This window comes from Vreelandella piezotolerans (assembly GCF_012427705.1).
Lineage (GTDB): Bacteria > Pseudomonadota > Gammaproteobacteria > Pseudomonadales > Halomonadaceae > Vreelandella > Vreelandella piezotolerans.
Genome location: NZ_CP048602.1, coordinates 418,228 through 430,827 on the forward strand (window position 1 = coordinate 418,228; position 12,600 = coordinate 430,827).

Sequence of the window (12,600 nt, forward strand, 5' to 3'; positions counted from 1 at the left end):
AGGCGATATCAATAGAGCAGGGCGAACAGCTTGCGGCGGTAAGTGACCGTGAGAGGATGGTCAGCCCCTAGCGCATCGAAGACCTGCAGCAGCGTTTTGCGGGCCGCGTCGTCGTTATAGGCGCGGTCCTGCTTCATCAATGCCAGCAGAGCATCGAGGCCTACATCGTACTGACCATCGGCCACGTGACGCAGCGCCCGCTGGTACTGCGCTTCGCTGTCGGTCCGATCACCCAGCGCGGCGATCTCCTCCGCTGAGAGCGCCTGTTCGCTGAACTCGATGCTGGCGCGCACGCCACGGGCCGGCGCCGCATCGCGCTCCTCTGGCGGCAGGTTATCCAGCACGCTACGCGCTTCGTCGCCGCGCCCCTCCGCCACTAGCGTTTTGGCAAAACCAATGTGGTACGCGTAATGCTCTGGGTATTGCCCCATCAGCGTTTGATAAATTTCCCGCGCGCCTGCTGCATCGCCCGCGCTCAAGGCTTCCTCTGCTTGCTCTTCGGGACTGGGCGGGGCGTCACCGGGGGCAGGGAAGTAGCGGTTGAGCCACTCACGAACTTCTTTCTCTGGCAGGGCACCCTGGAAGCTATCCACCAGGCCGCCCTGGCTCACTAGCTTCACGTCTGGTACCGAACGCACACCCAACTGGCCTGCGATTTCTGGATTCGCCTCGACATCCAGCGTCGCCAGCAAAAACGCGCCGCCATACTCAATGGCCAGCTTTTCGAGTACCGGCATGAGGTTTTTGCACGGCTCGCACCAGGGCGCCCAGCAATCCAGCAGTACCGGCACCTGCATCGAGGCTTCCAACACTTGCTGAATGTTGCCCGCATTGAGTTCAATGATGACCTCCTCGCGCGTTACGCTAGGGCGCTCGCCGCCAGTAGGCGTGCTATTGCTTGCGACAGGATCGGCAGTCAACGGGTTGCCGGTACGGGGATCGATAATCGACATGGGTAAACTCTGCTTCGCATGAAAAAGGTTACCTCATGATATGCAGGCACCCGCCCAGGGATTCAAGGAAATGAAAGGAAATAAAGCGCTGAGTCCGACGCGCTCTACCACCAATGCTAGACGTGACGCACACAAAAAAGCCGACTCTCGAAAGAATCGGCTTTTTCTATGTTGGGTAGCGGGGTCCGGATGTGAACCGATGACCTTCCTGGGGTGATAAAGCGCTGAGCCCGACGCGCTCTACCACCAATGCTAGGCGTGATGCACACAAAAAAGCCGACTCTCGAAAGAATCGGCTTTTTCTATGTTGGGTAGTGGGGTCCGGATGTGAACCGATGACCTTCCTGGGGTGATAAAGCGCTGAGCCCGACGCGCTCTACCACCAATGCTAGGCGTGATGCACACAAAAAAGCCGACTCTCGAAAGAATCGGCTTTTTCTATGTTTGGTAGCGGGGACCGGATTTGAACCGATGACGGTTATGAGACTGATGATATAAGGACATTTATTTTGTCCTTAAATGGCAAAAAATGGCTTTAAACCTTATGATAGAGCGGTTTTCGGCAAATGCCGCTTCTGGACGTGAGGGACATTAATGTCACAAGAGGTCGTAGGAAATTGTCACAATGAGCAGCTTGAGGCAGTGACCGTCAGTCTCGGGAAGCGGTTTCGAAAGCTGGTTGCGTGGTCGAATGATGAGGACTTGCTGGATGTGCTGCAGGTTATTTATCACGCCCTTGGCTTGAGTCCCCGTAATGATGCTATCGCCAATCTAGTTCGAGAGTGCTCACACCCCGAGTCTATCGAGATTCTCGCTTCCTGGGCAGGTGATCCGCTTGTCGATGAGCTGCAACGGTTTGTCGATCGTTTTAATGCTGACCATCAAATCTCACGGGAATATCCTGTAGAGGCGCATGCTGGTGATGTGGAGCAGAATAAACGCCAGTTTCAGGAAGGTGGAGTCACAAACAAAACCTTCTTGATCACGATGACCACCAACCCCCAGGCTCAAGCAAGTAACGACGCGCTCTTGTTTTGGCGTCGCCTGCTGCGTTTGTGGCTGGTCGTTCATGCGCTGCATCGTATTGCGCACCAAAAATGTATCGCGGACCGCCATATAAGCGACGCGGCACGATTTATTACGATCGGGCCCTACGATGAAAAGTGGCAGATGATAGATGCGCTCTTGCGGCGGTGTCGAAGCTTTGTCGGGGAGCACGAGCCGACGTTGGAACGTGTTAACGATGCGCTCATTTTTGCTATCAATGAAATACGCCTGGATTACTCTAATAACCGAGCGGTTAATCGTTTCTTTAATTCCGTTACCCGTATTGCCCGTGGCGAAGTAGCGCCTATAAATAATGAAGCGACGGCACCGTTATTGCGTATTGAGCGGTTTGTGCCGCCTGCCGTCTCGGTGGTCCATCATGTTAATGAAGAGGGAGAAGACACCCAGTACCAGTTTTATGCCTATCGACACGAGGCAAGGGCGGATCTCGATCCAGAAGAAGATGAAGGCACCTATGTTGCCACGGTGGATCCTTCAGAGAGTAATGCTGAGCAGCAGTTGGCGAGCCGTAGCTATTTTGTGCAAACGGCGGAAGCGTCGCATTTTTTGCCGTGGAGTTGGGAAAAGCTGTTACCGCCTGAACAAGAGGTTCTGCTGGACTGGATAGACCAGGGTTTATTCTCTCTTGATTCCGTAGACCAATTGGGTGCCGTAATGGTGTGGCTGTCAGTTCGGTTTTCGCGCACCCTTTATTTCGCCGAGCAATTTCGAATCGATGATACCCCGGGCGACGAATGGACATTGGCACAAGATTTTTCCTCTATCGCTCGAACATCTCCTCGGCGGGCGAATGCGTGGCAGGGCAGAGGGGAATCGCTGGTATATATCTATCCGCTAGAAGAGGTACTCTCCATTGAGTTGCCCACCCAAGTAGCCAGTGTTCTCCAGCAGAGGGCGAGTCAACAAAATACCTCGCCGATTATGCTACGCAACCTATGGGAAGGTGCTATCCCGCTGGAGCGCTGGTTTTACCAGCAGGCACAATCACATTTCCCACGCGTTACGAGTGCTAAGCTGGCACATGTTTGGGGTCAGGTTGTGTTTGATCGCACTCAAGATCCGCATTTGGCGCGACTGCTAAGTGCCCACCCCAATGCAGGGTTGCCTGGGGCTTCCAGCTATGCAACATGGGATATCACTGCGATCGAAAAAGGGTTGTCTCTTGGCCTGGCCGCGTCTGCCCCTTTCCCGCCAAGCGTCAATCTTATCGGTAGCCGACTTTCGCCAATAACGTCGTTATTGCGTGACGAGATAGCGCAAGCGAGGAGCGTGGTTGAAAAGAGCGCCGAAGCAGGGCTCGTCCACTACCATAATGCGCTGGCTCAATACTGTGTAATGGGGCTCTACGCTGCAACAGGCGGTCGGTTTCTTCGGGACCCGTTCGAATCCCTGCAGCATTTTAATCTCTCAGCACGCTGTTTGTACCTGAACGACAAAATGGACCAGGGACGTCGAAGCAGCCGTGTCGTGCCATTACCCCATCAGGCCGTCGAACTCGTGCATTGCTATATTTCGCACTTGCAGTCGCTAGCGATAGCCTTGGATGATGTGAACCCGATGCTGGCCGAGGCAGTATACAAAGTGTTGGCAGGCGACGGCCTATCGACCCTTCCGTTTTTCTTCTTGCTCGATGAGAGCTTGTCATGGCATTCCACGTCGACCATGGATTTACCCAGTGTTCCCTTATTTCAATGGCCACTGCCCAGCAATGTGTTTCGTCATCGCTATGCCCAACAATTACGTTACTTAGGCGTGCCCGCAGAGGTAGTAGATGGTTGGATGGGACATGCGGAGCGAAGCGTGGCTAGCTATGGGGATTTCTCGCCGCGCTGCTGGCAACATGATGCAGACGCCTATGCTCGCGAGGTCGATACTGCTTTTGATGGCCTGGGCTTCTTACCGCCAACTGCGCCGACGATATTACCTGGGGTCTCTGTTCAATGCCTGAGGGGTGTTGGTGAAGCTCAAAAAGCACCAGTGCCGCGGCCCTTCGGGCAACGCCTGCGAGAAAAAGAGCGCCGCCGCACTATCAAGCGAGAACACGAGGGGGCCAGTAAGGATATTGACGTTTACTTGGGGGGTGGACCCCTGTCAGATATCCAACAAGCAGACGTTGATACGTTGGTCCAGCGGATGTTGCATCGAAATAATTCCGTCATCCACCCGTATGCGTCACTTCGTTTATCGGTTTTGTTACGGCGCTTGGAAGAGGAAGGCAGCCGATATCAATATTCGATAAACAAACGCGTCGCTGAAGCCGCTGCAGAGAAATCACTCATCACGGCGCTAGCCGTCAAGGCCGTTTCGTTACTACCGAGCTTTGAGCAGTGGGCAGAGAATCTTCGCAAAACAGGACTTAAAGCACAGTTTTCCAAACTCGGCGCGCTGAGCGTCGGCGCCCTGTTGCTATGCTTGGAAAAACGCATCAGCTACCCACGCATGCTGCTTGATGTGGCTCAAGGGCGTAACTATCGACTCATCCAGCATCAACGGGACTATTTGCTCGAGTATAGTGAAAGCCTGGACATGGCGGACTACCGTGCCCCCGCTCAGCGTCACCGGGTTAGCTATAAAACCGCGTCTTTGTTGGCGGCCGGTCAAGGCCTTCAAAAAGAGGTCGACCTCAGCCAAGTCAAGCTCCCAGGTAATATCACCTCTCCCCCAGAAGCACTGAAAGCACACCAGCCAACGTTACCGGAGGCAAGTGTTCAAACGGTATTGACCACGCTGAGTGAGCTGATGTGCCAAGCTAATTTACTGACGCTGCCCGGTTTGGTCTCAGGTGCGTTAGCAGGCCGCGTCCCTTCTACAAGCCTGCCGCTAGTCGATGAGCTGCGCATTCGTGATGGGAATAGGTTTGCGTTCCCTACCCCCCATGATACCCAACACGATATGGAGGTGAATTTATCGACCGGTGTGACGCCTAGTTGGCGGGATATGAGTAAAGTCGAGCAGCAAAAAAGTGCGAATCGTCTTTATACAGAAGTACTGGAGGTTCTAAAAGGATATACAAAGCGCCAATCGCGGCGGACGGCCTCACAGCTCGATAAGCTAACCAACCGATACGAAGGAGAGGTGAGCGCCTGCGTAATGCTGTTAGTTCGGTGGATAAGCTTTCTAATGCGGCGAGGCAAAGTCGGGAAGCAAAACGACTATGCGCAAAGCTCGTTAACGCGCTATTTCTCGTCATTAAAGACGGCATTTGCCGAGTTCGGCTACCAGACAAACCTAGTCGATCACGACGAAGAGGAGGTGACAGCGCTGTATGCCAAGATGTTGACATTCGTCGAGTTGGCGTCGCAAGACGTGACATATTTTAGCCACCGACTGCGCGATTTTCATGCCTGGGCTGAAACGTTAGGGGTGGCGAGCCCTGACTGGCAGGAGCTATCAGTCTCGGACGATCGGCGCAGCGTGCGCCCAGGCATGCTAGTACAAAGTGAGTATCTTGCGTGCCAGTCAGTGCTACTTGCGAAATGGAGACACCACAGCGATGAAACGTTCCTGCTACTGGGATTTGTGCTGCTGCTCACCTTTCGGTTTGGTCTGCGGGCGCAGGAGGCCATTGGCTTGCAACGCAGTGATTGGTGTGAGCATCAAAACACCCGCTGGGTCCTGATTCGCGACAATGCCCAGCGTAAGCTGAAAAGCGATTCGAGCCGACGTGCCGTGCCTCTGCTTTTTGCGCTGGATGGTAGCGAAGAAAATATCATCGAACAGGTGTTCAGTCGTTTTACCTCATTGGCAGGTAATGACGTAAAACGGCCAATCTTGTGTGAGCTTTATGAAAGCCAGGCACGGCTCATCTCTTGGTCGCGGCAGGTCAGTCCGGTGTTAATACAGTTGCTTCGCCAGGGGACATCAAGTGACGGGCTAACACTGCACCATTGTCGCCACGCCTTTTATAACACCTTGGCACCGGCTCTATTCGGTATTAACACAGCGCTAACCCAATCGATATGTAAGGGTGTCGATGCGCGAGCGATACGCCAACAAGTATTAGGAGCTAATCACACGGTATCGCGTCGCAGCGGCATGGCGTCGGCGAGGCTGATGGGGCATCGGCACCCGCGTATTGGTTTGTTGAATTACAGTCATTGTTTATTCGATTGGGCGGATCAACTAACGCCCGTTTGTCATCAACGGGCAAGGAAAATTGCCGGTGTTCTACACACGGGCAACCTGCGACGACTTAAAGCCCCGGCGCTTGAGCAGGTCGATATCACCGTGCCCTATGCTGAGTTGACCTTCACGGCCTTATGGAAAATGCTGCGGTTTGTCGGGTTGGGCATGAGCTATGAGCGTGCTGGTCAGCGGGTCAATATCAGCCCAGAAAACATTGAGACGATCGCAAAAGGCGTTCGGCAAGCTGAGTCACATATGCGGTTCAAGGTGAAAAACAATAATGATAGGTGGGTCAATGGCGAAACCTATCCATATATCTTCTTGAGAAGCCTGGGCGAAAAAGCATGGCGTCGCTTCTTTGAGCATATTGAGAAGATAAAGGAAAGTGATTTGGCCGTTAAAGGCGAGTGTATGGGCCTCAATGAATTGCCTTTTTTAATTAGCAAAAATCGCCAGCTATTAATGAGCCACGAGACTCACCTGCGGTTCTTTATGAAGGTATTGGCACTTTTTGGGGTGCCAAAGCAAAATGTACAAGTGGTGTCAAGGAATATGCCAGACGAGATGGTTTATGCATTGAAAGATAATGGTTTGCATGCAGACGACGAAATCGATGGCTTCCAGCTCGACCCGTTTCCCATCGTGGTAGAGGGTGTCTTGGACCGTCGTCAACAATACGCCGCCCTTCGCCTCAAAAGGTCGCCGGTTGGCACTGTGCGCAATAGCCATGAACTCGCCGTTGCAGTCTTGGCATGTGGCCTGTTCGGTGGACTATCTTCTCCTGCGCTGGGAGATTGTTAGCGATCCACTGCCTTATTTACTCAAGCCAGTTGGTGCCGATCGCATGAATGAGCATTTTGGTATTAGCGGCCATAAGGCGCTGTTAGCTCAACTTGACTACGAGCTTTTGAAGTTGGCTTTTTAGTGATACGGCTGTGCTGAACATGCCGGAATCGCGCTAGATTGCCGGATTACGAAATGCTTCATCCGTATTGCTTGTGGTACGTATTGATTCTGCTGGCAATATGCCTTCCTCCTACAAAACCAGCGGCATACAGGCAAAGCAAGCTTGTATTGCAGTCCGTTATGTATAGTTCAGCACAATCGCAAAAATGGTTTACGGTTACATTCTCTGTAAGGGCTAGGCCAGCGCAACGATCTAAAGTCTGCTTGAAAGCGACAAGGCCAGTTACCTTCAAGGTGGCTACGCTTGCATCTTGCCACCGAGATACTGAAGTGGACCCCGAAATTTGGACAGGTGCCTAAGCTCTGATTCATCATCTCCACAAGGAGGAGAGTCATGAGCAAGAAACGCAAGCAGTACAGCGCATCATTCAAGTCTAAAGTCGCCCTGGCCGCCCTCAAAGGTGACGAGACCACCTCCGAGATTGCTGCCCGGTTCCAGATCCATCCCACCATGGTCAGCACCTGGAAGCGTGAACTGCTGGAGAACGCTCCTGAGCTCTTCGAGGGCAAGAAGAAGACCGCCAAACAGACCGACGAGCCCAGCGCTGATGAACTCTATCGCGAGATTGGCCGGCTGACGGTGGAACGTGATTTTTTGTCGCGCAAGCTCGATCAGTAAGCCGTCAGCGCCGGTTGGCGATGATCGAGCGAGCGGATCCCCACATCAGCATTTCGCGCCAATGTGAGCTGCTCAAACTGAGCCGCTCATCAGTGTATTACGTCCCTCGTGAGCCACGTCAGGAGGATCTGGAACTAATGTATCTGATTGACCAGCAGCACCTGGAAACGCCGTACTATGGCGCCCGCAAGATGCGGGTTCACTTGCAGCACCAAGGCTACCGGGTCAACCGGAAGCGGGTGCAACGGCTGATGCGCACCATGGGTATCCAGGCCGTGTATTCGCGCCCCAGAACCAGTATTCCCGGCGATGGGCACAAGATTTACCCGTACTTGCTCAAGGGGCTGGCGATCGATCGTCCCAACCAGGCGTGGGCGACTGATATTTCGTATATTCCGCTGGCTCGGGGCTTCATGTACCTGGTCGCCATCATCGACTGGTACAGCCGCAAAGTGCTGTCCTGGCGGGTCTCCAACACCATGGACACGAACTTCTGCATTGATGCCCTGGAGGAGGCTCTACAGCGCCACGGGACGCCGGAGATCTTCAATACCGATCAAGGCGCCCAATTCACTAGCGACGCTTTTACAGCGGTACTGAAGGAGCACAGCATCCGGATCAGCATGGACGGCAAGGGCTGCTACCATGACAACATCTTTGTGGAACGGCTCTGGCGCAGCGTGAAGCACGAGTGCGTCTACCTCACCGCCTTCGAGGACGGACAGCACCTGAAACAGGCGCTCAACCGCTACTTCCGGCATTACAATCAGAACCGATACCACCAAACCCTTGAGTACCAAACACCCGATGAGGTGTACTACGGACACCCCCTATCCTTGGCAGCCTGAGCCAAGGGAAACAACCGGATCAGAGCTTAAGGACACGATCAGGTTGTCCAACGGAATGGGTCCACCTCAATACCGCGAACGTGCATAGGTGGGGATTGGGAATGACGCACAAAAAAATACCGCCTTATGAGCAAGGCGGTATCAACAATCACTCCTTATTGGTTGGAACGGCCTAGGTCAAGTCTTCCTCTGGTGCTGAAGGCCCGTTCGTCTTAACAGACGAGATCCCTGCATCCCTTGCACCCGCAGAGGAGTACATCTGACTTACCCCAATAATTTGGCCATTAGAGGCCTTGAGAGCAAAATAAGGGCTTCCATTAGTCGATGTCTTTCGATCGTAAAACCGGTCATCTGGACTATGCTGTCGAACCGATCCGACACCGTTCTGGGCACCAGTTTTGTTCTGATATCCCTCGCTTTGCAGAATGATTTCCCCGTTTCCCGCTTTAAGGCGGAAATAGTACTCTGCGCTGCGATCACTGCGGAAAATTTGGTACTTAGCTGACATATCAACGAGCCTCCTTTCGAACGCCTTTAAACGGAAGATCATCGGATTTCACATCCATGAAACGTCCTGTCTCTGCATCACGCTTTACCCATCTGCCAGAGCTCATCTGAGTTTGAGATCGTTGGCGCACTGCGCCTACTCGCTTATTGTCGCCATATGGACGATTGACTGCCATGACTGTATACCTCTCTAAACCAGTCGTTTACAAGTTCGCCATGGAGCAGTAGAATTCTCGCCGGTCAAAGCTGCAATCTACTGCCAATGGCGGTGGAAGTGCGCTATCAAACCCGATCAGCACATTGTTGTTCGGGTTTTTTAGTGCACGCCAATTATGGTAATCAAAATGATGCATACAGTCAATGCGACTATCATCATCAAAATGATTTGATGGCTGGCCTTGCGCATCCTATATTCAACCAAGTGGGAAAGCAGGCCGCTCGGCTTTACGTATATCGGGGAGAGAGGATATGAGGAGGACGCCATTTGAAGGAGTCTCAGGTCAACAGCTGGAAAGGTTGGCTCACATCGAATTTCTGGTTTACTTTACTGGAAAGGTCACTCGGAAAGACATTATGTCCAGGTTTGGTGTGAGCTCGGCGGCAGCTACCCGCGACTTGGGCACCTACATCGATGAAGCGCCAGTTAACATAGTGTATGACCCAAGACAGAAGCATTACGTAGCGACCAACCAATTCCAGTGCTTACTGCCTCTCTCTGCAGAGAAGTGCCTCTCCACGCTAACAAGTGGTTTCGGTGACGTTATGGAGAGCCGTGAGGTTTTTCGCTGCGCTTACAGCATAGCCCTTGAAAAACCCGACCTAGATATTACTGCTACATTCTCACGGGCCATTTCGTTGTCTAGGCCAGTTGAAATCGAGTATGTTTCGACATCGAGTGGATCTTCAACCCGAATAATCTGCCCGCATTCGTTAATGAATAATGGGTTGAGATGGCACGTCCGTGCCTATGACAGGAAAAGAAAAAAATTCTCGGATTTTGTGATTAATCGCGTGTTATCCATTGAGCTATTGTACCAAGAAATCTTTGAGAAAAATGAAAGCATTGATGAGGACGCTGAGTGGATGGAACAAGTCGAGTTAATCATCCAGCCTCATCCGCGGTTACCTAGGAATAAACAGAGAGCAGTAGAAGAAGAATTCAGAATGCAGGGTGGCGTCCTCTTAAAAGAGGTTAAAAAAGCCCAAGTAGGTTATCTTCTCAATAGTTGGAATGTTGACTCGACGGTTGATGCGGACCTGAAAGGCCATCACGTTTTACTGCACTTGAAGAATGCTGAAGATATCAAGAAAATGAATATTGAAAGTTTTCTATTGGCGCCAAGCCTGGACTAGGCAGAGGGTGGTCGAGACGTTAGTGACTTACATATCGAATAGTTTCGTATAAAGATATCAGCCTAAGTATTGCTGTTGATAAAGTATTTTTATCGATTGAGGACGCAGCGGGATTCTCTTAACGCTGTCTTTTGGGGCTGGCGTTTGGCCTTTTAGTGCTGCCAGTATTCAGTCTGATCTCAATTTTTAGTCTTTTGAACAAGGTTATATGCCATCATAGTCTTGGCATTGATGCCAGCTCGGTGCTGTGGCCTTATTACAAGCTATTTTTCGCTCCTAAGGTTTTTGCCTCCTTGGCTAATTTATAAGTGGTCGTTTGATGAAACCTTAACCTCTCCTGCCAGTGAATTTATTACCTCTGATTGCCAGCCCCCTATTTTTTGGGCAATGTACATGTTTTTCGGAAAACGGTTGGCTCGTTTGTTGCTAAAAATTGGAAATTCTCAATCTTTTTCTTCGAATTAAAGTGTCTACTGGCAACTAGATCCAGTACGATTTTATTGGATAAGTTTAAACCCTTCAGTATCCAATAACGTTCTATCTATTTCCAGCGTTTTGAGCGTATACGATGATTTTTGACTCTTGGTCTCGGTTGTTTTTCTTGCTGTGAACCGAACAGGTAGGCGTTTAAAAGCTGCTTCGCTAATAGTCGAAAGCAGGTCGGGGTGGGCAACTTTGAATTTTCGGATGCCTCCGGTTTTTGTTGAATTTTCTTGTATTAATAATATGTATATTTCATTCCGGCTATATGAATACCCATCGGCTAAACCAGCTCCGTCAGTTGTAGTCGACGTTGAAGTCTGTTTTTCAGGTTTAATAAACTCATTGTTGACGCATAGTAATGGATCGCTCTCTGGAGTGTCGAGAAGGCTAAATCCATCAGCGATTTTAGAGCTGCTCCATTTGGTTAAAAAGAGCTCTTGTCGTTCTTCTAATTTCTGAGCTGTTTCCCTACCTATCCAAGATACGGCTTGCTGCTCTTGGAAAAGGTCCCCGTCGGGAAGCATCTTTTGAACAATATAAATAGCTAGTGAACGTGCTTTTTGAATTATTTCTAATGCGATTTTTTTATCCAGTGTGGCTTCTAAATAGAAAACTATGCCTGCGTTTTTGGGCGTGTGCTCTTTTGTGAATATGACATAATCATGTTGAATGGATGTGTCATATTCTGTCCCGATTTCGTTGTTGATAGTTGAAGAAATGTAGCTGGCAAGCTTTTTTATAGCAGGGTCATTGATTTTGTCTTCATCATATTCCATGTATTCGTCATACACGTTTTTAATGGCGGCAGAGTTGGCAGCAAGGATGAATATTTGATTGTCTTTTAGTGGTTTCACGACGTCTCCCCGGTTTTGATATATGTATTGCCATTAAATTTATTAAACATTAGATGTATTGTGTAGATATTTTATATTAACTTATCCTAAGATGGCTAGTGTTTTTTTTAAAATTTTTTAGCATTGTTTTAGTAGTAGCGGGGAAGGGTAAGTGAAGTCAATTATTTATCCCTAATGGTAAAGCTGGTTAACCGGAGTAATAAGAGCAGTTTGTTATTGGTCATTTATTTATCGTTGACTAGGGCTAAGAAGAGGTAGGTGACTCAGAGGCGGATTCCAGGTCCCCGATCTGATATTGCCTTGCTGGAAATTTTTTTGATGACACTGGAAATTAGCGTGACGGTCCGGAATGTCGGATTGGCATAGGAAACCCTGTCATGGGTTCTACATAGTGGGCCTATTGTAGAAGTGAGCACCTCCAACCTCTAATCCCGGATGAACCTTCAATATAAGGTGAAAATAAGCGTCAGTTTACGCATACCCGCCCTCGCGAACATGGGCGAGGTAAGCCATCAAATCGTGAGCTCTGCCTTGCATCATCAACTGCTCGGCTGTCAGGCCCCCCAATGCAGGAATCGCATATGTTTGACACCAAGCCCAGGCAGCGGTTCTAGAGCCCGCCCAAGGTTCGATAAGGTCTAATACTTCCCGCGTCAAGTCTTCTTGATTTTGTCTTTCGTTGTGACCATCACGGTAGAGAGCCCAGGCGAGCCCTGATCCAAACAGCAGTAGGGCGGCGATCAGAATGCCGATAGGGAGAAGGATAGCCAAAACATCAGAGGGTAAAGACAGCATATATGGACTCCTCTTCGTTGTTTAGGGAG

Annotated in this window: 7 protein-coding genes; 3 read left to right on the forward strand and 4 right to left on the reverse strand. The window is 50.7% G+C overall.

The window, feature by feature from the left end:
* Nucleotides 1–8: 8 nt before the first annotated feature.
* A complete protein-coding gene (locus tag GYM47_RS01995; RefSeq protein WP_153844039.1) occupies nucleotides 9–953 on the reverse strand; it encodes a thioredoxin family protein in 945 nt (314 codons plus the stop codon).
* A gap of 594 nt (nucleotides 954–1,547) precedes the next feature.
* On the opposite strand from GYM47_RS01995, the gene GYM47_RS02000 reads away from it, so the two are divergent.
* Nucleotides 1,548–6,947, forward strand: a complete 5,400-nt coding sequence (locus GYM47_RS02000; RefSeq protein ID WP_153844040.1) for a hypothetical protein — start codon at nucleotides 1,548–1,550, stop codon at nucleotides 6,945–6,947.
* 499 nt (nucleotides 6,948–7,446) lie between these two features.
* Nucleotides 7,447–8,579, forward strand: a protein-coding gene (locus GYM47_RS02005) for an IS3 family transposase (RefSeq protein ID WP_153844041.1) whose coding sequence is annotated in 2 segments (ribosomal slippage) — nucleotides 7,447–7,717 and nucleotides 7,717–8,579 — 1,134 coding nt in all. Because the reading frame shifts where the segments join, the coding sequence is not laid out codon by codon here.
* A gap of 172 nt (nucleotides 8,580–8,751) precedes the next feature.
* Here GYM47_RS02005 and GYM47_RS02010 read toward each other — a convergent pair.
* Nucleotides 8,752–9,129 (reverse strand): YegP family protein, encoded by a 378-nt coding sequence (locus GYM47_RS02010; RefSeq protein ID WP_479694270.1) that lies wholly within the window; start codon nucleotides 9,127–9,129, stop codon nucleotides 8,752–8,754.
* 425 nt (nucleotides 9,130–9,554) lie between these two features.
* Between GYM47_RS02010 and GYM47_RS02015 the strand changes: the two genes are divergently transcribed.
* On the forward strand, nucleotides 9,555–10,439 hold the full coding sequence (locus GYM47_RS02015; RefSeq protein ID WP_153844043.1) for a helix-turn-helix transcriptional regulator: 885 nt from the start codon (nucleotides 9,555–9,557) through the stop codon (nucleotides 10,437–10,439).
* 497 nt (nucleotides 10,440–10,936) lie between these two features.
* Here the strand turns inward: GYM47_RS02015 and GYM47_RS02020 are convergent, their stop codons facing one another.
* Both GYM47_RS02020 and GYM47_RS18270 read right to left on the reverse strand, forming a co-directional pair.
* Nucleotides 10,937–11,776, reverse strand: a complete 840-nt coding sequence (locus tag GYM47_RS02020) for a hypothetical protein (RefSeq protein WP_153844044.1) — start codon at nucleotides 11,774–11,776, stop codon at nucleotides 10,937–10,939.
* A gap of 471 nt (nucleotides 11,777–12,247) precedes the next feature.
* Complete coding sequence (locus GYM47_RS18270; RefSeq protein ID WP_196781574.1) at nucleotides 12,248–12,571, reverse strand: hypothetical protein; 324 nt, start codon at nucleotides 12,569–12,571, stop codon at nucleotides 12,248–12,250.
* Nucleotides 12,572–12,600 lie beyond the last annotated feature (29 nt).

What these genes read in the sequence shown, in the direction of transcription:
- GYM47_RS18270 (WP_196781574.1), bottom strand. Translation starts at nt 12,571, where the DNA reads ATGCTGTCTTTACCCTCTGATGTTTTGGCTATCCTTCTCCCTATCGGC.
- GYM47_RS02000 (WP_153844040.1), top strand. Translation starts at nt 1,548, where the DNA reads ATGTCACAAGAGGTCGTAGGAAATTGTCACAATGAGCAGCTTGAGGCA.
- GYM47_RS02015 (WP_153844043.1), top strand. Translation starts at nt 9,555, where the DNA reads ATGAGGAGGACGCCATTTGAAGGAGTCTCAGGTCAACAGCTGGAAAGG.
- GYM47_RS02010 (WP_479694270.1), bottom strand. Translation starts at nt 9,129, where the DNA reads ATGATCTTCCGTTTAAAGGCGTTCGAAAGGAGGCTCGTTGATATGTCA.
- GYM47_RS01995 (WP_153844039.1), bottom strand. Translation starts at nt 953, where the DNA reads ATGTCGATTATCGATCCCCGTACCGGCAACCCGTTGACTGCCGATCCT.